Source organism: Thalassovita sp., from assembly GCF_963691685.1.
In the GTDB taxonomy this organism is placed as follows: Bacteria; Pseudomonadota; Alphaproteobacteria; order Rhodobacterales; family Rhodobacteraceae; genus Thalassobius.
Window position 1 is genome coordinate 3,688,180 of sequence record NZ_OY829290.1, and the last position, 21,421, is coordinate 3,709,600.

The window sequence follows — 21,421 nt, forward strand, 5'->3', positions numbered from 1 at the left end:
GTCGCCCCTGTCACGCTGCAGCGCAGCGCAGACAGACCCCAAGCGGTGATTTGCTTACACCAGGACCTACAGCGGGACTTACACCGGGAAAGGCAGCGCCGCGCCATCGCGCAAAACGGCCTGAATATCAGGTGCATAATCTTCGCCATCGCTGCCGTGGTACGCGCCCTGATGCAGCACCAGACCGTCATGCAGGCGGAAGTCAGCCCGCCCGTTTTTACGCCCACGGATCAAGACCAGCTGCGCCTCACGTCCCGCGCGGGGAATCAGTGGCAACAGCTGCAGCGATCCCAACACGCCGCCCATTGCGCTGATCAACTCGGGCAGGCGCTCCGCCCGTTGGATGAAGCTGACATAGCCCTTAGGCTTGCAACGCTTTGCCGCCACCGCCACCCAATCCGCCAAGGGCGTTTCCCCGGCAAAGGCGATATCACGCCCCGCATCCTGCGCTGCAGTTGACCGATCACGCTGAAAATAGGGAGGATTGGCGAAAACGTGATCAAACTGTTGCTGGCGCAGCACCTCTGGCAGTTGGGTCAAATCGCCGGTCACAACGTCAAATGCCGCGCCTGCCTCAGCCGCGTTGCGGCGGGCCAGTTGGGCATAGTCCTCCTGCAGTTCCAGCCCGGTCACCGTGACCTCAGGCACCCGCGCCAAAAGGCAGAGGGAAGCCACACCCACACCGCAGCCCAGTTCCAGCGCGCTTTGCCCCGGTTTTGCAGGCAGGGACGCCGCCAGAAGAACAGGATCCACCCCGGCACGATAGCCCTTGGCCGGCTGCCAGGCCTTCACGGCCCCGTTGAGGAAATCATTGTGGGTCAGATCAGCCATCTGAAACGGCCTCAGCCCTCCAGCGCGATACCGTTGTCGCGCATCACCTGTTCGGCCTCTTCCAGGTCGTCAGCATGCACCATCAGACGGCGCGGCAAAATGCCGATGCTGCCCTCAAGGACGCTCATGTTTACGTCCATTTCAAAGCAGTCTATACCCTCCCCCTGAAGCAGCGCTTTGGCAAAGGCAATCGACGTCGGGTCGGTGGTTCGAAGCAGTTGTTTCATATCGGGGAAATATGGGCATGACGTGCGGATTTGTCGAGGACAAGAAGCGTCATGGGCGGGACAAGATGAACCTGGATCACGCAAGCACAAAACCACATGAGCGTCTGGCGGCGCATCTGGAAACCAAACTGGTGGCGGTGAATGAAATGATTCATTCCCGCATGATGTCCGAACACGCGCCGCGAATCCCGCAAGTCACCGCGCATCTGATCGATGCGGGCGGCAAACGGCTGCGTCCGATGCTGACTTTGGCGGCGGCAGATCTGTGCGGCTACGACGGCCCCTATGATGTGCATCTGGCCACCACGGTGGAGTTCATCCACACTGCAACGCTGCTGCATGATGATGTGGTCGACGAAAGCGCCCAACGTCGTGGCCGTCCGACAGCGAACCTGATGTGGGACAATAAATCGTCGGTTCTGGTCGGTGATTACCTGTTCTCGCGCTCATTCCAGATGATGGTTGAGCCGGGCAACCTGCGGGTGCTGTCGATTCTGTCCAATGCCTCGGCAACGATTGCCGAAGGTGAGGTTCTGCAGCTGACCGCGGCCACCGATCTGGCCACGGACGAAGATATCTATCTGCAGGTCGTGCGCGGCAAGACCGCCGCGCTGTTTTCTGCCGCAACCGAGGTGGGCGGCGTCATCGCCGAGGCACCGGAAGAGCAGGTGAAGGCGCTGTTTGACTATGGCGATGCTTTGGGCATCTCCTTCCAGATTGTGGATGATCTGCTGGATTATCAGGGCGATAGCGCTGCGACGGGTAAAAACGTCGGGGATGATTTCCGCGAACGTAAACTGACCCTGCCGGTGATCAAAGCAGTTGCCAAAGCCGACGCGGAGGAACGCGCGTTTTGGGTGCGCACCATTGAAAAGGGCCGCCAGGAAGAGGGCGACCTGGAACACGCGCTGAGCCTGCTGAAGAAGCACAACACGCTGGAAGAAACCCGTCAGGATGCGCTGGCCTGGGCCGCCAAGGCCAAGGATGCACTGCAGGTGCTGCCGGATCATCCGGTGCGCCAGCTGCTGATTGAGATTGCCGATTACGTGGTCGCGCGGATCAACTGACGGCTAGGACAAAACCGTGGCCTGCACCCACCAACCGGGGCGGGCCAATGCAAGGGCGGCGTCAGCCGCCTTTTTGCTGTCCGGGTAAAGTCCAAAGCAGGTCGCGCCCGAGCCTGACATGCGGGCAAGCCCCGCGCCACTTTCCCGCAACGCCTGCAGCACATCGGCGATCACCGGCTGCGCCGCAATCGCCGGGGCCTCCAGATCATTGCGCTGACGGGAGAGCCAGGCCAGCAGTTGATCGGCGCTGATGCCTGTCGGCAGCGCATCCATCGGCGCGTTATCCTTGCTGGCCAGCCCGCCAAATACCGCACCGGTGGGCACCGGGACGCCGGGGTTGACCAAGACCGCGTGCAGCGGCGGCAGGTCGACCGGGGTCACCTCCTCACCAATGCCCCGCATGAAACCCGCGCGGGCTAGCATGCAGACCGGCACATCCGCGCCAAGGCTCAACCCCTGATCCGGCACGGCGCGTCTGGTCAGATCCGCCAGCAACCGCAGGGCGGCCGCTGCATCGGAAGAGCCGCCGCCAATACCGGCGGCTGCGGGCAGGTGTTTTTCCAGCGTTATGGTAGCCTGCGCACCCATCAGCTCCGCCGCGCGGAACACAAGGTTGGAGGGGCCGACCGGCACGCCCTGCGCCAACGGGCCGCTGACCGCCAAGGACATCTCACCTAGCCGACAGGTCAGGTGGTCACCCACATCGGCAAAGACCACCAGCGAATCCAGCAGGTGATAGCCATCAGCCCGCTGACCCGTGACATGCAGCGTCAGATTGATCTTGGCGGGCGCGAAACCCTCAAGCTTGTCCATGGTCTTGGGATCAGTCCTTCACCGCATGCAGCGGCGCGGCGCCTTCACCTTCCAACACGGCGTCCAGCCCAACCTCCAGCTTCTCACGCACACGGTCGGGCGAGATATCGGTGGGCACATCATCAGGATCGATGAAGGACAGGGCGCGTTTCCACTGGAATTCGGCCTCACGATGGCGGCCGACGGCCCAGAGGACATCACCCAAGTGGTCATTCACCACAGGATCAACAGCCATCAGTTCCGCGGCGCGTTCCATATGTGGCACCGCCTCTTCGTAGCGACCAAGACGGTAGAGCACCCAACCCAGCGAATCGACGATGTAGCCGCTGTTTGGACGGGCGGCGACCGCGCGTTCGATCATATCCAGCGCTTCGTCCAGCTTGATGCGTTTTTCCACCAGCGAATAGCCCAGATAGTTCAGCACCTGCGGGTGATCCGGGTTCAGCTCCAGCGCTTTGCGGAAGTCGGCCTCGGCCTGTTCCCAGCGGTCCAGACGTTCAAAGCTGATGGCGCGGGCGTAGTAGACAAACCACTGGCCGGGCTCTTCAACCTCATAAAGCGCCAGCGCTGCATCATAGGCGCGCACGGCCGCGTCAAATTCCTTGGTCTGGCGCCGCAGATCGCCCAGCGTGACATGCACCACCGGCAGATCGCCGTGGCTGGAGGCCAGGGCGGTCAGAACCTCAGCGGCCTCATCAATCCGGCCACCCCGGCGCAGCGCGTCCGCGCGGCCCAGTTCCGCCGCATGGAAGGAGGCATTGTCAGATCCGATCCGGCCGTAGGTTTCCACCGCCAGATCATAAAGCTGCAACTCATCGAGCAGCTGCGCAGAGAGCAGCAGCGCCTCGGTGAGGTCGGGGCGCAGGTATTCGGCAACGCGGGAATAGAGGATCGTGTAGTCCCCCTCAGCCTCATTGCTCAGCGCGGCGGCGACGGTGTAGTAGACCTCAGCCAGGCCATCGCGGGCGGAGGTGACGCTGTTGAAGGGCAGCGGCTTGCCCGCCTTCAGCTGCGCCTGCAGGCCACGCAGTTCGGGATCCAGATCCTGACCAAACTGCGCTTCGATCAATTGCAGCGCCTCGTCGCCGCGTTCCAGCTGGCTGAGCACTTCCAGATAGGCGATGACACCCCGGCGGGTGCGGTTGAGGCCGGCAACAGCAGGATCGGCAAAGATCACCTCAGCTGCCTCATAGTCGCCGACAAGCGCCAGCGCCAAAGCTTTGTGGAAGTTGGCAAAGCCGCCCAGACCGCGTTCTTCTGCAACCAGATCAAACGCTGTCATTGCATCCGACACATCGCCCTGCCCCATCAAGGCCCAGGCCCGCACCAGACCGTCAATCAGCGGACCAACCCCTTTGCCCTCATCATCGCGGGTGATCAGGGTGGCATAGTCTTCTTTGGCGGCGGCATCTGCCATCAACACCATATTGGCGATCTGGCTGGCCAGCCCTTCGGCGTCCAGACGGCGCGCAATTGGCACGCCACGATCCAGCCGACCCAGCGCCAGTTGCGCGTGGGTGGCGGATTCCAGCAGCTGCGGGTTGCCCGGATCACGGGCCAAGGCGCGGGTGTAGTAATCCGCTGCGGCTTCGAAATCGGCGGTCATCCCTGCATGGCGTGCGGCCAGATAAGCCCCGGCCAGTCCCTGTGCCTGCGCCGCGAATGGCGCCAATCCCATGACTGCAGCCAGAATGAATCCCGATACCGTTTTGCGCATGAATACCTGCCCGTTTGATGCCTGTTTCAAAGGTTAAATTAACGACCCTGCGGATAAAGGCAAACAGAAGCCTTAGGATCTGTCGGATGCGTGAACAGGGCGTTAACTCAGCGCGCGATTTGCCAGCGCCCCGCAAGCGTCCTAGATGTGACGCAGCACGGAGGGATCTGATGACGACAGGACATGTTTACATCGCAACCAGCCTTGATGGGTTCGTAGCGCGCGAAGACAACAACTTGGATTGGCTGATGAAACAGCCCCAGCCCGATGTTGATGAAGATGGCGGCTACAACAGCTTCTTCAGCGGTATGGATGGTCTGGTGATGGGGTCCGGCAGTTTTCGCACAGTCGCCAGTTTTGGCGATTGGCCCTACACCAAACCCGTTGTGGTGATGAGCCGGACCATGACGGATGCCGATATTCGCGACGATTTGAAGGATAAGGTCCGAATCACCCGGAAAGATCCCGCTGCCTTGATGGAGGAATTGCAGACTGAGGGCTGGGCGCGCGCCTACATCGATGGCGGGCAGGTCATCCAAAGCTTCCTGCGGGCCGGGTTGATCGAGGAATTGATACTGACGCAGATCCCGATCCTGCTGGGCCGCGGCAAACCCCTTTTCGGGTCGCTGGATCAGGATGTGGACCTGGAGCTGGTGCGCAGCCTGACCCTCAGCAGCGGCTTGTTGCAGGTGCATTACCGGGTGAAATCCTGACCGGAATGCATAAGGGCGACCCATTGGGCCGCCCTTGATCTATGTGATGATCGGTTGGATCACATGTTCGGATAGTTTGGCCCTTCGCCCCCCTGCGGGCAGGCCCAGGTGATGTTCTGGGCGGGGTCCTTGATGTCACAGGTTTTGCAGTGAACGCAGTTCTGGAAGTTCACCACGAACTCTTTCTTACCTTCCTTCTCCACCACCTCATAGACGCCGGCCGGGCAGTACCGCTGCGCCGGTTCATCATACATCGGCAGGTTATTCCCAATCGGAACGGTGTTATCGGCCAGACGCAGATGCGGCGGCTGGGTTTCTTCGTGGTTGGTGAAGGAGAAGCTGACGTTGGTCAGACGGTCAAAGCTGAGCGTGCCATCGGGCTTGGGGTAATCAATCGGCTTGTGCACCGACGCCGGTTCGGTGGCTGCCGCGTCAGTCTTGCCGTGTTTCAGCGTCCCAAACAGCGAGAAGCCGCCGGTCAGGGTCTGGAACCACATGTCAAAGCCACCCAGCGTCAGCGAGGCGGTGAGGCCGAACTTGGACCACAGCGGTTTCACGTTGCGGACCTTTTTCAGGTCTTTGCCGATGGCGCCTTTGCGCACCTCAGTTTCGTAATCATGCAGTTCATCGCTGGAGCGGCCCGCCTTGATCGCGTCATTTGCCGCCTCAGCCGCCGCGATGCCCGAGAGCATGGCGTTGTGGTTGCCCTTGATGCGCGGCACGTTGACCATGCCGACCGAACAGCCCAGCAGCGCCACGCCGGGCGCCACCATCTGCGGCATCGACTGATAGCCGCCTTCGGAAATCGCACGCGCACCATAGGCCACACGTTTGCCGCCTTTCAGCAGTTCAGCGATCATCGGGTGATGCTTGAAGCGCTGGAATTCCATGTAGGGGAACAGATGCGGGTTCTTGTAGTTCAGGTGAACCACAAAGCCGACATAGACCTGATTGTTTTCCAGGTGATAGACGAAAGAACCACCACCCGCGTTTGAGCCCAGCGGCCAGCCCATGGTGTGGGTGACGGTGCCCTCTTTGTGTTTGGCCGGATCGATCTCCCAGATCTCTTTCATGCCGACGCCAAACTTCTGCGGCTCTTTGCCATCAGACAGGCCGTAGCGTTCGATCACCTCTTTGGAGAGCGACCCGCGCACACCTTCGGACAGGAAGACGTATTTGCCGTGCAGCTCCATGCCCGGCTCATAGCCAGAGCCCTGGGTGCCGTCAGCGTTTTTGCCGAACTCGCCTGCAACCACACCTTTGACGGTGCCCTGATCGCCGTAAACCAATTCGGAACACGCCATGCCTGGGAAAATCTCAACACCCAGCTCTTCGGCCTGCTCCGCCATCCAGCGGCAGACGTTGCCCATGGAGACGATGTAGTTGCCGTGGTTGTTCATCAGGGGCGGCATCGGGAAGTTCGGGATGCGCACTTCGCCGGCTTCGCCCAGCATGTAGAAGTTATCTTCGGTCACCGGAACGTTCAGCGGTGCGCCTTTTTCTTTCCAGTCCGGGATCAGCTTATCCAGACCGCAAGGATCCAGCACAGCCCCCGACAGGATATGCGCGCCAACCTCGGAGCCTTTTTCCAGAACAACAACTTCTAGATCGGCATCCAGTTGTTTCAGACGGATCGCCGCAGACAGGCCCGCGGGGCCTGCGCCTACGATGACAACATCATATTCCATTGCTTCCCGTTCGATTTCCGACATGGGTGGCCCTCCTTGGATGCGGCGCGAAACTTTATTTCGCCCGTGGTTACCGCGCTGCAGCATTGTTCGTCAATTACGACGGGACGTTAAATCGTCACAGCCCGCCCGTGGATCGCTGTTTCCGGCCTTTCAGGGCCTGTTTCCGGCCTATCGGGAAAAACCTTGCAATTTAAGGTGTTAATCCTTCGCCGGCGGGCGCGTCGCCGCCTCATCCCCCAGGAGGTAACGCGGGCCATCCCCCTTCTCATGGGCTTTGTCCTCATCGTTATATAGCGCACAGGCCTTCATCGACAGGCAGCCGCAGCCAATACAGCCATCCAGCTTGTCGCGCATCCGCTCCAATGCTGCGATGCGGCTGTCCAGCTCTTCGCGGAACTCTTCCGAGATCTGGCGCCAGTCGGCGGCGTTTGGTGTGCGGCGATCCGGCAGACGCTGCATCACCTCGCGGATCCGCGCGATGGAGAAGCCAAATTTCTGCGCGATCATCACGAAAGACAGCCGCCGGATGTCCGACCGTTCAAACCGCCGCTGCCCGCCGGCATTGCGCCACGGATGGACCAGCCCTTCGGATTCGTAGAACCGAATTGCCGAGGCGGCGAGGCCGGTGCGATCCGCCAAAGCCCCGATCGACAGCCCTGATCTAAGGCGTAACCGATTGTTTTGGTTCATTTCTTACCCCTTGACCTAAAGTACACTTCAGAAAATAGCCTGCAAGAGACTGATAAATCAATAAATGAAAGGAAATTATCATGAATGTCAGCCTAGAACACGCCAACGTCACCGTTTCCGATCCACAGAAAACAGCCGAGTGGCTGGGCCAGGTATTTGGCTGGAAAATCCGCTGGGAAGGGGCGGCCATCAATGGCGGCTACACTATCCATGTCGGCAATGAGACCTCATACCTGGCGCTTTACACCCCCGGTGATGCGGCCAAAGACGGCCATGACAACAGCTACACTGTCCGTGGTGGGCTGAACCATCTGGCCGTGGTTGTTGACGATCTGGATGGGGTCGAGGATCGCGTCAAAGCCGCTGGTTTTGCCACGGGCAACCACGGCGATTACGAACCCGGCAGGCGCTTCTACTTCCACGATTCCGATGGCATTGAATTCGAAGTTGTCAGCTACGCCGCCTGATCTGCACCGGGCTGACATTGGGTCTAAACCGCGCCCAAACGGCACAAATTTGCCAGCCGAATGTCCCCCTGCCCCTTGCATTTCGCCCCCGGTTTGGGTCAGGTATTTACCAAGCAACAATAACAAGGCGGCGGGTCGCAATCCGACCCGCCGCCCCTTCTCATGGAAAAGGGGCCCATGGAAAAGATACCGATGACCCACGGCGGGTTTGCAGCGCTGGAAACCGAGCTGAAGCACCTGAAATCTGTCGAGCGCCCGACCATCATCAAAGCCATCGCCGAAGCGCGTGAGCTGGGCGATCTGTCGGAAAACGCCGAATACCATTCGGCGCGCGAGAAGCAGAGCTTCATCGAAGGTCGCATCAAAGAGCTGGAAGGCGTGATTTCGCTGGCGGATGTCATCGATCCCACCTCACTGTCGGGGGCCATCAAGTTTGGCGCCACCGTCACCTTGGTGGATGAAGACACCGATGAAGAGAAGGTCTGGCAAATTGTTGGCGAATACGAAGCCAACGTCGAAAAGGGCCTGTTGAACATCAAATCGCCCATCGCCCGCGCCCTGATCGGCAAAGAAGACGGCGACAGCGTTGAGGTCCGCACCCCCGGTGGCGTGCGCTCCTACGAAGTGCTGAAAATCGAATACATCTGATCCCATCAGACAAAAACAGGTCGCGGCAATGACCGACAAACGCAGTAACCCCACCCCGATGGGCCTTTATGACAAGCCAAGCCAGGCGCGGATCACCGGTTTCGAACTGGTCGCTATTGTGCTGAGCGTGATCTGGGTCGCGGGGGCGGGCTGGTTCTTTGTCACATTGCCGCAACCCGAAGCCCCGGCAGAGCCTGACAGCCTGCGGTTCCTGATGACGCTGCTGGTGGTGTTCCTGCCGGTGGCGATGATCTGGGTCGGGGCAACGGCGGCTCGGTCCAGCCGGGTGATGCGCGAAGAAAGCGCCCGCCTGCAGGCCGCCATTGATGCCATCCGCCACGCCTATGTGGCGCAGGCGCAGGGCAATGCACCGCAGACCGAAGCAACGGTCGCGAAAAAGCTGGAAGAGATTGCAGAGGCGCAGCGCAAGACGGAAACTGCGCTGGCAACCTTCACCTCGTCGCGGGACCGCGAGGCGCTGCGTCCCAGCCAACCCGTGCCCAAAGCGCCTGAGGAAGACCAGGGCGACCTGCCGCTGGGCACCCCGGCGGAGGAGCTTTCGCCACCGCTGTCGCGCGCGACATTTGTGCGGGCGCTGAACTTTCCCGACACGGCTGAGGACGAAGAAGGGTTCGCCGCGTTGCGTCGGGCGCTGAAAGACCGTGATGCATCGCTGCTGATTCAGGCCAGTCAGGATATTCTGACGCTGCTCAGCCAAGATGGGATCTATATGGACGATCTGCGCCCTGACCTGTGCAAGCCCGAGATCTGGCGCCGCTTTGCTCAAGGCGAACGCGGACGGGTTGTGGCCAAGATCGGCGGCATTCACGATCGCAGCTCACTGGCGCTGAGCGCGGGCCGGATGAAAGAAGATCCGATTTTCCGCGACACAGCGCATCATTTCCTGCGCCGTTTTGACCGGATGTTCCAGGACTTTGAAGCTACGGCAACAGATGCCGAGATCACCGCCCTGTCGGAAACCCGCACGGCGCGGGCCTTCATGCTGTTGGGGCGTGTTGCCGGCAGCTTCGATTAAGCTCAGGACGCAGCGCAGCCCCCAATGTGCCGCAATGCACAGAGCATGGGATTGCATCTGCCGTGTTGCGCCGTTACCCAGAGAAAAATAATTAACTTTGGTCAACCATGCGTTCCTCTGCCTCCCCTATCCGGCAAGGCCTGACAGACGGCCTGCCCTTCATCGCCGTGGTGATTCCCTTCGGTATGCTTTTCGGCGTGGTCTCAGCTGAGGCCGGGCTGAACATGTTTGAAGCGCTCAGCTTCTCTGTTGTGGTGATCGCGGGTGCGGCCCAGTTCACCGCGCTGCAGCTGCTGACCGAACATGTGCCCACGTTTTTGGTGCTGACCTCGGCGCTGGCGGTCAATCTGCGGATGGCGATGTATTCGGCCTCCCTGACGCCGCATGTGGGCCCTGCCCCCCTGTGGCAGCGCGCGATCATCGCCTATTTCACCATCGACCAAAGCTATGCCTGCGCCATCGCCGCCTATGAGCGCAATCCGCATTGGACCACGCAGGACAAGGTGCGCTACTTCTTCGGCGCGGTCGTGATGATCTGCCCGCTGTGGTATGTGGCAACGGCTGCCGGCGCCTGGGTAGGCAGCGGCATTCCGGACGGTCTGGCGCTGGATTTTGCCGTGCCGATCACCTTTATCGCGATGACCGGCCCGATGCTGCGCACAGGCGCCCATCGTGCGGCGGCACTGATGTCTGTGGTGCTGTCGCTGACCTTTGCCTTCCTGCCCTATAATCTGGGCCTGCTGGTCGCCGGTTTGGGTGCAATGATCACCGGGGCGCAGGTTGAGCTGTGGCTGGAACGCCGCGCCGGACCCACCACCCCCACCCCGCAGGAGGCCAAGTGATGACCGAGATTTCATCTACCGCGCTTTGGACCGTGATCATCGGCCTTGGGCTGGGCAGTTTTGCGCTGCGCTTTGTGTTTATCGGGCTGATCGGCGATCGCCAGATGCCGGAATGGGCGCTGCGCCACCTGCGCTATACGGCTGTGGCGATCCTGCCGGGCCTTGTGGCCCCGCTGGTCGTCTGGCCCCCTGCCACCGGTGGCAGTTTTGATCTGCCACGGGTTCTGGCCGGCATTGTGACGCTTGCGGTGGGCTATGTGACCAAGAACGTACTGGCCGCGATTGTTGCAGGCGCCGCAACGCTTTACGCATTGCTGTACCTTCTGGGATAAGCAGAACCCGATAAGAAAAACCCGGCCTGAGATCAGACCGGGCGATATCGTGAGGGTATTCTGACAGGGTTAGTGGCCGTTGGCCGCCATGTTGTCACGCACCCGTTCAGCATCAAATGCTTCCAGCGCTTTGAAACGGTCACCATCGTCATATTCATACAGTTCCGATCGGCTGACGCCGGGGATCTGATTGAACTGTTCGGACAGGTCCTTGGGGTACCAGGTTTTCTCAATCCCTTCGAAGCCGGGCAGTTTTGCCAGCAGCTCAGACGTGGAATTGGCGCAATAGGCATCCGGCACCTCACCGCGGGCAAGCGCCAGCTGCAGCGCCTGTTCGGCCACTTCGGCGCTGACATCCAGTTCCTGCACCACAACATGGTAGGTCTGGCGGGCGTGGAACCGGGTGTAGATGTCGGCCAGCTTTGGCGTGACGTTGTAAACAACATCATCCCGGGTCACGATCCCGCCTTTGCGGAAGGACCCGGCCGGATCGAAGATCACCCGCTGTGAGCCGTTGATCATCAGCGAGGTATGCGCGCCGCGGCCCGTCCGGTTGTTGATCATGGTGAAAAGGGTCAGACGCGGCGGCCCGTCGTGTTGATAGACCGAGGCCGCCAGCACCTCATCCGAAATGGGGGGATCCTGTTTCACCACACAAGCCGACAGCATCGATACTGCAGCCATCGCAAGCATCACATTACGCATCGCGGTCCCCCACTCGGGTTTGCCCGGACCTTTGCAGATCAGGGCCGGATCAAAGCTTAGGCGTTTACCAGAGCCATGAAAATCAGGATGGCGATGATTGCCACAACCGACCATTTGGTGAAGTTGATGAAGCCCTCATAGGTCTTTTCCTGAACTTCGATGTCCATTTCGCCATGCTTGTGCTCAGCCATAGTCACGTCCTTTTGTTGGCTTGATATTTCGCTGTTCAACGCTGATTAGCGGATTTTTCAACGGGTGTCACCACGACAGATGCGCCCATTTTCACAGACGCCTCCTGTCGCTTAGCCTTTCTCAAGATCCGCCGCCAGACGGAAGCCGATGCGATTGGGCTCAGGTGCCTCTGGCTGCTTCTGCAGGGCGCGCAGAATGACGCTCAGCTGGCTGACATGCTGCACCAGCTGGGTTTTGGTGCCTGCCTCATCAGATCCGTAGAAGGTCACGATATCGGGGTCGAAATACCCCATACCTTCGATCCGCAGGACACCAGCGTTGCTGCCGGCAAAGCCCATGGCGACCTCATGGTTCTGATCCAGCGTCTGTTCAAAGTTCTGGATGTAGAGGATCAGCCGCTCATAGGCCCATTGGGCCGCGCTTTTCTGCTGCACCGGCGTTGCGGCAACGGCGGCAGGGACGGCGCGGTCCACTTTGGCTGCGGGGGCATCGGGATCGGCATGCACCTCATGGCGGCGCGGCAGCGCGGTGGTTTCATGAACCTCAGCTGAGGTGCGGATTTCGTCGTCCATCGCGCGTTCCTTCCCTTTCAGGGCGAGGAGAGGCTGTTATGGCGCCTTGCGCTGCCACAGCCAGGCCCCATCTGCCCGTCTTTCGCGTGTTACCTCACCTGTGTGATGCAGATGGTTAAGATGCGCAACCGCTTCGACCATCGCCAGCCCATAGGTGCCGCCATCAATGCTGCGTTTGAACAGCGGTGGGAAACACTCCACCGCGGTGCGTGGCTGTTCCAGATACTGCAGCAGGCGGCGCAATCCGCCGTGGTGGTTTTCAATCAGCTGATGCATGCGCAGTGGCAGACCGGTGAAGGGTGTTTTATGGCCGCCCAGCACCAGATGATCCTCGCGTGCGAGGGGCTGCAGACGCAGGCAGCTTTCCAGCCACTCGCCCAAGGGATCTGCCTCCGGCTCCGTCGGGTGAACGCCGATGTTGGGGCTGATCGAGGGCAGAATCTGATCGCCCGAGATCACCAGATTGTCATCGCGCGACCAAAGCGTCAGATGCTCGGGCGCGTGGCCATTGCCGATATGAACGTCCCAATCGCGCCCGGCAGCGCGAATCACATCGCCCTGCCGGACCCGCGTGTAGCCCACTGGCAGCGGATGGCTGATGTCGGCAAAGTTGAACGGCCGTTCGCTCAGTCGTTTCTGCATGATCTCTTCGGACATGCCGGCGCTACGCCAATAGGCGATGGCCTGTTTTGTCGGCTCAGCCTCCTCATCCAGGATCAACATCCGCGCCGTCAGAAAGGCGGTGCGGGTGGTCAGCAATTCGGCATCAAAACGGTCACGGAACCAGCCCACGGCTCCAACATGGTCGGGGTGGTGATGGGTCAGGATCACCCGGCCCACCGGTTTGCCACCCAGGGCACCGGCCAGCAGATTTTCCCAGATCGCGACCGAACGTTTGGAATAGACGCCTGCATCCACAATCGTCCAGTGATCGCCTTCGTCCAGCGCGTAGATATTGACGTGATCCAGCGCCATGGGCAGCGGCATGCGGATCCACAGTATCCCTTCGGCCACCTCAAGGGCGCTGCCGTTTTCCGGGGCCTCAAAAGGATAACGCAGCCCGTTCAGGGCTGCGCGTTCCGATTTGGTATCCAAACTCATGCTTCCAGTTCTTCCAGACTGAAGGCGTAGAGGTCATCTGCCCCAGCGCGCGCATGTTCCAGATAAGAGACATGCTGCGGCAGCAGTCGGCGGATGTAGAACCGCGCCAGTTTCGACCGTGGGCCTTCGCCACCCTCAGCCAGCGCAGCCTTCATATGGTAATAGGCACCCAGAACCCGGCCAAAGGCCATCAGGAAGGGCACGGAGCCGGCAAAGCGGGTGTTCATATCGCTCTGGCTGACCAGCCATTCCACCGCTTCGCGCAGCGACTCGCAGGCCTGCCAGACGGGCTCGGCCAGCTCCGGCATGGCGGCGCGGGCGGCTTCCACCTCGGCCTCAATCTCATCCAGCAGCACGTTGGCGGCTTCGCCCCCGTCCATCATCTTGCGGCCCACAAGGTCCATCGCCTGAATGCCGTTGGTGCCCTCATAGATCGCGGTGATGCGCACATCACGGCTGAACTGCGCTGCGCCGGTTTCTTCGATGAAGCCCATGCCGCCGTGGACCTGAACACCCTCCTCGGCCACATCGATGCCCACTTCGGTGGCGAAGGATTTGGCGATTGGGGTCAACAGGGCCGCGCGTGCCTTCCATTCCGGCGTGCCGGTGGCGGTGGCCATGTCCAAGGCGATGGCGCAGGACATCACGATCGAACGCGCCGCAAAGGTATCGGCCTTCATGCCGATCAGCATCCGGCGCACATCGGCGTGGTTCACGATCGGGCCGAACTGCTGGCGTTCTTTGGCGTAATCCAGCGCCTTCTGATAGGCGGCTTCGGCAATGCCTACGCCTTGCGAGGCGACACCAAGACGGGCGTTGTTCATCATGGTGAACATCGCGGCCATGCCTTTGTGTTCTTCGCCAACAAGCCAGCCTTTGGCGCCGTCAAACTGCATCACCGCAGTGGGTGAGCCGTGGATGCCCAGTTTGTGTTCCAGGCTGACCACCTTCAGGTCATTGGCGACACCGGGGTTGCCGTTTTCATCCAGCAGATATTTTGGAACCATGAACAGGCTGATGCCTTTGGTGCCTTTCACGCCGTCGGGCAGGCGGGCCAGCACCAGATGGCAGACGTTGCCGCCGAAATCATGGTCACCCCAGGTGATAAAGATCTTCTGCCCCGAAATCGCATAGGTGCCATCGCCATTGGGCTCCGCCTTGGATTTCAGCGCGCCCACGTCGGAGCCTGCACCCGGCTCCGTCAGGTTCATGGTGCCGGTCCATTCCCCGCTGATCAACTTGGGCAGATAGTGCTCTTTCAGCTCATCCGAGGCGTGATGTTCCAGCGCCTCGACCTGGCCCTGCGTCAGCAGCGGGCACAGCCCCAGCGCCATGTTGGAGGACGACATCATTTCGTTAAACGCAGTCGTATAGGCAATCGGCAGCCCCATACCGCCCTGCGCTTCTGGGCCGGAGACAGCAACCCAGCCGCCCTCGGCAATGGCTTCAAAGGCTTCTTTGAACCCGGGCGAGGTGCGCACCACACCGTTTTCCAATTTGGCCGGGGTCAGGTCCCCGTCGCGCGCGGTGGGGTAGATCACCTCTTCGCACAGTTTGCCCATGCCATCGAGCACAGCATCAGACAGGTCGGCGCTGACCTCGGCAAAACGCTCGGTCGCGCGCAGCTGCTCGACCGGGGCAACATTGTCGAAGATGAATCGGATATCTTCCACCTGGGCACGGTAGCTCATTGGTATTCCTCCTGGCTGCGGCTTGGAATCGGGAGGGGCCGCATGTATGCATTTGATTTGCGGGGCAACCTAGGCGGAAGCCCCCCGTCCACTCAATCAAAACGCGGCGTCATAGATCATGAGCACCCCAATGAGCCCTCTTGAGACCGAGCATTTGGCCCCAGATCATGCTGGTGTCGCCCGTGCGGCCGCTTTGTTGAACGCTGGCGGGTTGATCGCCATGCCAACAGAGACAGTCTATGGCTTGGCCGCAGATGCGCGCAATGATCTGGCTGTAGCGCGGATTTTTGAGGCCAAGGGACGCCCCCGCTTCAACCCGTTGATCGTGCATGTTGCGGATGCTGAGGCGGCGAAACGTTACGTCATCTGGTCTGATCTGGCGGATCAGCTGGCCCAGGCCTTCTGGCCCGGCGCGCTGACTCTGGTGCTGCCCCTGCGCGAAGACAGCGGCCTGTCGCCTTTGGTGACCGCTGACCTGCCGACCCTGGCCGTGCGGGTGCCGGCCCATCCCCTGGCGCATCAGCTGCTGGCCATGTTTGACGGTCCCCTAGCGGCCCCCTCGGCCAACCCATCGGGCAAAATCAGCCCCACCACCGCAGACCACGTTAACGCCGGGCTAAACGGCCGGATCGAAGGCATTCTGGACGGCGGCGCCTGCCTGGTTGGGGTGGAATCCACCATCCTTGGCCTGTTTGACGAACCTGTCCTGCTGCGGCCCGGCGGTCTGCCGCAGGAGGCGATCGAGGCCTGCCTTGGCGGTCCCGTGAAACTGCATCAATCCGGTGATCCTTTGATCGCGCCAGGGCAGATGACATCGCATTACGCCCCCGGCGCCTCGGTCCGGTTGAACGCAACCGATGTTGCGGCGGATGAGCTGTTGTTGGGGTTTGGCAAGGTCGACTGTGCGCTGAACCTATCCGCGGCGGGCGATCTGACCGAGGCGGCAGCGAACCTGTTTCATCACCTGCATGCGCTGGATGCCAAAGGCCCGCGCGGCATCGCCGTCTCCCCCATCCCTGAGGTTGGGTTGGGCCGTGCGATCAACGACCGGTTGCGCCGGGCCGCCGCGCCGCGCTGAAAGTACACGTCCCGAGGTGCGTAAATCAGGCGTGCCCCGCATCCGCGGAGAGCAGCAGCGCCTCCACGCCAATGCTGTGCAGCGCAGCCTCCCACTTGGCGTCATCGGCGGTGGTGAACACCAGCTCAGAACTGGCCGCGCAGGTCAGCCAGCCGTTGTGAGAAATCTCATCCTCCAGCTGGCCCGGCCCCCAGCCGGAGTAGCCCAGGGCAACAATGGCGTTCTTCGGCCCCTCACCGGCGGCCAGATCCTCCAGCACATCCAGCGTCGCGGTCAGACCAAAGCGGCCCGAAACATCCAGAGTGTTCAGCGCCGAGCGGTAATCGCGCCCATGCAGCACAAAGCCACGCCCGGTTTCAACCGGCCCGCCAAAGTGCACGCCCAACTCAGGCGCGCCCTCCACCGGGGTGATTTTGACCTGTTCCAGCAGATCGGCCAGCGCCACGTCTTCGGTGGGTTTGTTGATGATCAGCCCCATTGCCCCCTCTTCGGAATGGGCACAGATCAACACCACAGCATGTTCAAAACGGGTGTCCCCCATGCCTGGCATTGCAATCAACAACTGTCCGGTGAGATCCATCTGGGCTTTGCTCCTCTGATAGTATGAGAATAGGCAGCGCATGGGCTAAGGTCCAGAATGGCGGGTGAAAAAAGCCGCAGTCACAATTCAATCTCTGGAATGTGAGTTGGCAAACGTCCGATTCTGCCGCAGACCGTTGCGTATGAGAAAGACCCGATTGTTCCCCTTTTTCGCTGGTATGGCGCTGAGCCTGAGCTGCGGTGCGGCGGCCTTGGCCGAGAGCTGGCAGCCGGATATGGCGCAGTTGACCGTGTTGCCCGGCTGGACGCGCGATGACGGCAGCCGTGTGGCGGCATTGCAGATCGATCTGGCCGCGGGCTGGAAAACCTACTGGCGCGCGCCCGGCGATGCTGGGATCCCGCCGATGTTTGAACTGTCCGGCAGCCGCAATCTGGCCGCGATGACACCGCATTGGCCAACGCCTGAGGTGTTCAGCCAGAACGGTATGCGCTCGGTCGGGTATCAACGCTCGCTCCTGCTGCCGGTGTTGCTTAGGCCTTCGCAGACAGGTGAAACGATCCGGCTCAAAGGGCGTTTGATGATGGGGGTGTGCCGCGACGTCTGCGTGCCGGCGGAACTGTCGATCAACGTGGAACTGCCCCCCTCGGTCAGCGGCGCCGATCCCCGGATTGAGGCCGCGCTTCGCGATCGCCCGATGCCCGCGTCTGAGGCCGGGCTGCGTACCGCCCATTGTCACCTGCGCCCAACCGTTGACGGCATGGCCCTGCGGGCCGAGTTGCAGCTGCCGGATACTGGCGGGCAGGAATATGCGGTGGTTGAAGTGGGCGACCCGCTGGTCTGGGTGGCCGAAGCCGATGTTTCGCGCCACGGCAATATGCTGACGGTGGAAACCGAAATGATGCATGTGGAGGGCGACGCGCTGGCGCTGGACCGCTCCAGCCTGCGGTTTACGGTTCTAGGCCAAAACCGGGCGGTGGATGTGCGGGGCTGCGTCGCGGGATAACCACAGATCCATTGAGATAGAAAAGGCGGGCCATGGCCCGCCTTATTTCGTTACGCATTTGCACGCCGTCTGAGCGCGATCCTAAGACTGGCTGCGATGTAGAGCAGCAGCACCAGCACCACCGCAAGCGACAGGTACAGCATCAAGGCAACCGGCAGCGCGGGAAGCTCCGCAAGCGCTGGCGCGGCCTGCAGGATTTGCGGTGCCACCGTGTCATAGATCGCCACATGGCCCAGTGTCGGAACCAGCCAAAGCGCCAGCACAGCCAGAGCCGCCGCAAACGGCAGACGCAACGGTTTGGCCTTCACCGCATGACGCAGGGCTGCAAACTGGCGCGCAACGTCCTGCTGCGCGGCAATCACCGCCGGAACAACCAGAAGCACCAGCACCATGCCGAAGCCCAGACCATAGACCAGCGTCACAACGGTCGGCCGCAGGAACTGCGCCTGACTGGAGGCCTCATACAGCAGCGGCGCAAGCCCCAAAACCGTGGTCAGCGTTGTCAGCATCACCGGGCGCAGACGGTCCGCCGCCCCATCCAGGATTGAGGGCAGCAACCCGCGGTCTTTGGCGTAGTCATCAATGGTGGTCACCAGAACAATCGAGTCGTTGATGATAATCCCCGTCATGCCCAACAGTCCCACGACCGAGAACATCGATAGCGGCACATCCCAGATGTAATGCCCCCAGATCGCCCCGACGAGGCCAAAGGGAATGACAGCCATAACCACCAATGGCCGGGTCCAGCTGGCGAAGACCCAGGCCAGAACCAGATAAATGCCGGTCAGACACAGAAACAGACCTGTGCGCGCCTCATTGAGGAAGCTTTCTTCCTGCTCAGCCAGACCGGACAGGCGGAACTCAACCTGACGTTCGCTGGCGATGGTCGGCAGAATTTCGGTTTCCAGCGCGGTTGAGATCGCTTCGGCCCGGACCGGATCATCCTCGGATATATCGCCAGTGACCGAGATCAGTCGGATGCCGTTTTCCCGACGCACGGTTGAGAACCCGCTGCGTGAGGTGACCGTGACCAGATCCGACAGCGGCGCGTAAACGCCGGTTGGGCTACGCATCTGGCTGCGGTCTAGGAAATCAGCGGTCAGCTCATCTTCGGGCAGTTCAACCCGGATGGCAGCGCTGCGTGGCCCATCGGGGAAGGTTGCGGCCTCAATCCCGTTCAGACGGTTGCGCAGCACGCGGCCCAGCCCGTCAATGGTAAAGCCAAGTGCCTGCCCCTGTGCGGTCAATTCAAGGATCAGCTCTTCCTTGTCGTAGGCCAGATTGTCCTCAACCGCTGACACCTCGGGGTATTCCGCCAAGGCCGTTTGCAGATCTTCACTGGCCTGCTTCAACACCTCCGCCGTTGCGCCGTAGAACTGAACGTCCAGCGAATCCCCGCCTGGCCCCGACCGCCAGCCACGGAAGCTGAGGGTTTCGGCCAGCGGGTGTTTGCGCACCTCATCCTGCAGCTCGGCCACAAAGGCAAAACTGGAATAGGGGCTGCCGTCCTGCTTCAGGCGCAGGTCCGCATCGATCAGCTCAATGGAAATCGCCCCCAAAAGGTCCGCATCTTTGCTGTCCGCACCGCTGAGGCCGCGGCCGGCGTTGCCACCCACCTCAGTGATGACATAGTCCACCGGCTCCCAACCGTATTGCTGCTGCAATCGCTGGTTCACCGCCTCGGTTGCGCGCTGCATCTCCTTCATCATCGCGATGGAATCGTCGCGCGTTGCGCCTTCCAGCATGGCGAAGTTGCCGGTGACCGAGCTGCGCTCAGGCGCGTTGAAGAACCGCCAGGTGACATCACCCTTCAGGAACAGCGCCGCCTGCGACGCAAGCAGGACAACCGCCATCGCCAGCACCGGGTAGCGCGCCCAGATCACAAACCGCATGAACGGGCGGAACGCATGGTCGCGCATCCAGCGGAACCCGCGGTTCACCACCCGGCTGGGCCAATCGTACCAATGGTCCTTGTACTGGTGCTTCAGCGCGTGGGCCATGTGGTTGGGCAGGATCAGGAAACACTCCACCAGGGAGGCCGCCAGAACGGCGATCACCGTAAAGGGAATATCCGCAATCAGATCGCCAAACCGGCCAGAGATCGCAGTCAGACCAAAGAAGGCAATGATGGTGGTCAGCGTCGCTGCAAAGACCGGCATCGCCATGCGGCGGGCGGCGTTTTCTGCAGCCTCCACCGGGCTATCGCCAAATTTGCGCAGACGGGCATCGGCATGTTCACCGACCACAATGGCGTCATCCACAACGATCCCAAGGGTGATGATCAGCGCAAAGAGCGAGATCATGTTGATCGTCAACCCGCCGACATACATCAGCGTCACAGCTGCCAGCATCGCAACTGGGATCCCCGCCGCCACCCAGAAGGCGGTGCGCGCATTGAGGAACAAGAACAGCAGCAGAACCACCAGCCCCAGCCCCATCAAACCGTTGTCCAACAGGAGGTTCAAACGGCCCGAGATGGCCTCGGCTCGGGTGCGGATCAGATCGATCGAAACGCCATCGGGCAGGGTCGCGTTCAGCGCCTCTGCCACGTCCTCGACCTGATATTGCATGCGGATCGCATCACCGGTTGCCGTTCGGTCCACCCGGACAGAAACCGCCGGATTGTCGCCGACAAAATAGCTGCGCGCCCGGTCTGGCCCCAGTTGAGACACCGTCGCCACGTCACCGACGGTCAGGTTGGAGCCATCTTCATTGGTGCGCAGAACGATCTGTTCAATCTCATCCGGGGTGCGTTTGGCCACACCGGTGCGCACCCGCGCATTGGCCCCGGCCACATCCCCCGCCGGATCGGCATCCACCTCCTGTGCAATCGCATCCGAGATCTGCGCCATGGTCACGTCATGGGCGATCAGTTTCAACGAGGGCACTTCAACCAGTACCTCGGTCGCGACAACGCCGCGAATTGTGGTGCGCGTCACGCCTTCGGCAAAAAGCCGGGTCACGAACTCATCAGCAAAGAGGCCCAGCTGACGCGGTTCCACCGGGCCGGTGATAACCACATCGGTCACCCGGTCCCGCCAAGCCCCCCGGCGCACGTTTGGGTCTTCGGCGTCTTCGGGCAAGGTGGTGATCGCATCAACGGCCGATTGCACATCATCGGCAGCGCGGGCCATGTCCCAGCCCGGCTCAAACTCCAGATTGACGCTGGCACGCCCTTCGCGGCTGGTGCTGGAAGAGCTTTCGACGCCCTCAACCGCCAGCAAGGCAGGTTCCAACACCTGCACAATGGCGGCGTCCACGTCTTCGGCCCCGGCCCCGTCCCATGTGACCGAGACAGAGACATCATCGACCACAACATCAGGGAAGAACTGCGCCCGCATCTGCGGCACAACCGCCATGCCCAGCACCAAAAGCACCACCAGCAATAGGTTGGCGACGGTTTTGTGGCGGGTGAAATAGGACAGGATGCCGCCCGCCGCCGATGGGATTTCGCGCACCATGGC

At 61.3% G+C, this 21,421-nt stretch carries 22 protein-coding genes; 9 read left to right on the plus strand and 13 right to left on the minus strand.

What is annotated here, in order from left to right:
- Positions 1–78 precede the first annotated feature (78 nt).
- Both ACORLH_RS17685 and ACORLH_RS17690 read right to left on the minus strand, forming a co-directional pair.
- A complete protein-coding gene (locus ACORLH_RS17685; RefSeq protein WP_321829685.1) occupies positions 79–831 on the minus strand; it encodes a tRNA1(Val) (adenine(37)-N6)-methyltransferase in 753 nt (250 codons plus the stop codon).
- Positions 832–842: 11 nt separating this feature from the next.
- Entirely contained in the window at positions 843–1,058 is a 216-nt protein-coding gene (locus tag ACORLH_RS17690) for a DUF2007 domain-containing protein (protein WP_321829687.1), read from the minus strand.
- A 65-nt stretch (positions 1,059–1,123) separates the two neighbouring features.
- Here ACORLH_RS17690 and ACORLH_RS17695 point away from each other — a divergent pair, with 65 nt between their 5' ends.
- On the plus strand, positions 1,124–2,125 hold the full coding sequence (locus ACORLH_RS17695) for a polyprenyl synthetase family protein (RefSeq protein WP_321832848.1): 1,002 nt from the start codon (positions 1,124–1,126) through the stop codon (positions 2,123–2,125).
- A gap of 3 nt (positions 2,126–2,128) precedes the next feature.
- On the opposite strand, the gene ACORLH_RS17700 is transcribed toward ACORLH_RS17695, so the two are convergent.
- Positions 2,129–2,938: a 4-(cytidine 5'-diphospho)-2-C-methyl-D-erythritol kinase gene (locus ACORLH_RS17700; protein ID WP_321829688.1), complete on the minus strand. Its 810-nt coding sequence runs from the start codon at positions 2,936–2,938 to the stop codon at positions 2,129–2,131.
- Between the two features lie 10 nt (positions 2,939–2,948).
- Positions 2,949–4,655 (minus strand): tetratricopeptide repeat protein, encoded by a 1,707-nt coding sequence (locus tag ACORLH_RS17705; protein WP_321829689.1) that lies wholly within the window; start codon positions 4,653–4,655, stop codon positions 2,949–2,951.
- 170 nt (positions 4,656–4,825) lie between these two features.
- On the opposite strand from ACORLH_RS17705, the gene ACORLH_RS17710 reads away from it, so the two are divergent.
- Complete coding sequence (locus ACORLH_RS17710; RefSeq protein ID WP_321829690.1) at positions 4,826–5,368, plus strand: dihydrofolate reductase family protein; 543 nt, start codon at positions 4,826–4,828, stop codon at positions 5,366–5,368.
- Between the two features lie 59 nt (positions 5,369–5,427).
- Here ACORLH_RS17710 and ACORLH_RS17715 read toward each other — a convergent pair whose 3' ends face one another.
- Together ACORLH_RS17715 and soxR are read right to left on the minus strand one after the other, a co-directional pair.
- Entirely contained in the window at positions 5,428–7,080 is a 1,653-nt protein-coding gene (locus tag ACORLH_RS17715; RefSeq protein WP_321829691.1) for an electron transfer flavoprotein-ubiquinone oxidoreductase, read from the minus strand.
- A gap of 177 nt (positions 7,081–7,257) precedes the next feature.
- Positions 7,258–7,749, minus strand: coding sequence for a redox-sensitive transcriptional activator SoxR (gene soxR, locus ACORLH_RS17720; protein ID WP_321829692.1), 492 nt, complete (start codon positions 7,747–7,749; stop codon positions 7,258–7,260).
- Positions 7,750–7,829: 80 nt separating this feature from the next.
- Between soxR and ACORLH_RS17725 the strand changes: the two genes are divergently transcribed.
- The 5 genes from ACORLH_RS17725 (at position 7,830) to ACORLH_RS17745 (ending at position 11,074) form a co-directional block, all read left to right on the plus strand.
- Complete coding sequence (locus ACORLH_RS17725; protein WP_321829693.1) at positions 7,830–8,216, plus strand: VOC family protein; 387 nt, start codon at positions 7,830–7,832, stop codon at positions 8,214–8,216.
- A gap of 177 nt (positions 8,217–8,393) precedes the next feature.
- Entirely contained in the window at positions 8,394–8,864 is a 471-nt protein-coding gene (gene greA, locus ACORLH_RS17730) for a transcription elongation factor GreA (protein ID WP_321829694.1), read from the plus strand.
- Between the two features lie 28 nt (positions 8,865–8,892).
- Complete coding sequence (locus ACORLH_RS17735) at positions 8,893–9,900, plus strand: hypothetical protein (protein WP_321829695.1); 1,008 nt, start codon at positions 8,893–8,895, stop codon at positions 9,898–9,900.
- A gap of 107 nt (positions 9,901–10,007) precedes the next feature.
- Positions 10,008–10,742, plus strand: coding sequence for an AzlC family ABC transporter permease (locus ACORLH_RS17740; RefSeq protein ID WP_321829696.1), 735 nt, complete (start codon positions 10,008–10,010; stop codon positions 10,740–10,742).
- Entirely contained in the window at positions 10,742–11,074 is a 333-nt protein-coding gene (locus ACORLH_RS17745) for an AzlD domain-containing protein (protein WP_058245068.1), read from the plus strand. The genes ACORLH_RS17740 and ACORLH_RS17745 overlap by 1 nt, the downstream gene beginning before the upstream one ends.
- Before the next feature lie 69 nt (positions 11,075–11,143).
- Here the strand turns inward: ACORLH_RS17745 and ACORLH_RS17750 are convergent, their stop codons facing one another.
- The 5 genes from ACORLH_RS17750 to ACORLH_RS17770 form a co-directional block, all read right to left on the minus strand.
- Positions 11,144–11,779, minus strand: a complete 636-nt coding sequence (locus ACORLH_RS17750) for a hypothetical protein (protein ID WP_321829697.1) — start codon at positions 11,777–11,779, stop codon at positions 11,144–11,146.
- A 56-nt stretch (positions 11,780–11,835) separates the two neighbouring features.
- Positions 11,836–11,970, minus strand: coding sequence for an aa3-type cytochrome c oxidase subunit IV (locus tag ACORLH_RS17755; protein ID WP_058245069.1), 135 nt, complete (start codon positions 11,968–11,970; stop codon positions 11,836–11,838).
- A gap of 111 nt (positions 11,971–12,081) precedes the next feature.
- A complete protein-coding gene (locus ACORLH_RS17760) occupies positions 12,082–12,543 on the minus strand; it encodes a DUF6173 family protein (RefSeq protein WP_058245070.1) in 462 nt (153 codons plus the stop codon).
- Positions 12,544–12,579: 36 nt separating this feature from the next.
- Positions 12,580–13,644 carry an MBL fold metallo-hydrolase gene (locus ACORLH_RS17765; protein WP_321829698.1) on the minus strand — a complete coding sequence of 355 codons (1,065 nt, stop codon included), beginning with the start codon at positions 13,642–13,644 and terminating at the stop codon, positions 12,580–12,582.
- A complete protein-coding gene (locus ACORLH_RS17770; protein ID WP_321829699.1) occupies positions 13,641–15,335 on the minus strand; it encodes an acyl-CoA dehydrogenase in 1,695 nt (564 codons plus the stop codon). The genes ACORLH_RS17765 and ACORLH_RS17770 overlap by 4 nt, the downstream gene beginning before the upstream one ends.
- 130 nt (positions 15,336–15,465) lie before the next feature.
- Between ACORLH_RS17770 and ACORLH_RS17775 the strand changes: the two genes are divergently transcribed.
- A complete protein-coding gene (locus ACORLH_RS17775; protein WP_321829700.1) occupies positions 15,466–16,413 on the plus strand; it encodes an L-threonylcarbamoyladenylate synthase in 948 nt (315 codons plus the stop codon).
- Between the two features lie 25 nt (positions 16,414–16,438).
- Here ACORLH_RS17775 and ACORLH_RS17780 read toward each other — a convergent pair whose 3' ends face one another.
- Positions 16,439–16,993, minus strand: a complete 555-nt coding sequence (locus ACORLH_RS17780) for a YqgE/AlgH family protein (protein ID WP_321829701.1) — start codon at positions 16,991–16,993, stop codon at positions 16,439–16,441.
- Positions 16,994–17,135: 142 nt separating this feature from the next.
- Between ACORLH_RS17780 and ACORLH_RS17785 the strand changes: the two genes are divergently transcribed.
- Entirely contained in the window at positions 17,136–17,957 is an 822-nt protein-coding gene (locus tag ACORLH_RS17785; RefSeq protein WP_321829702.1) for a protein-disulfide reductase DsbD domain-containing protein, read from the plus strand.
- Between the two features lie 50 nt (positions 17,958–18,007).
- Here ACORLH_RS17785 and ACORLH_RS17790 read toward each other — a convergent pair whose 3' ends face one another.
- Positions 18,008–21,418, minus strand: a complete 3,411-nt coding sequence (locus ACORLH_RS17790; RefSeq protein WP_321829703.1) for an efflux RND transporter permease subunit — start codon at positions 21,416–21,418, stop codon at positions 18,008–18,010.
- Positions 21,419–21,421 lie beyond the last annotated feature (3 nt).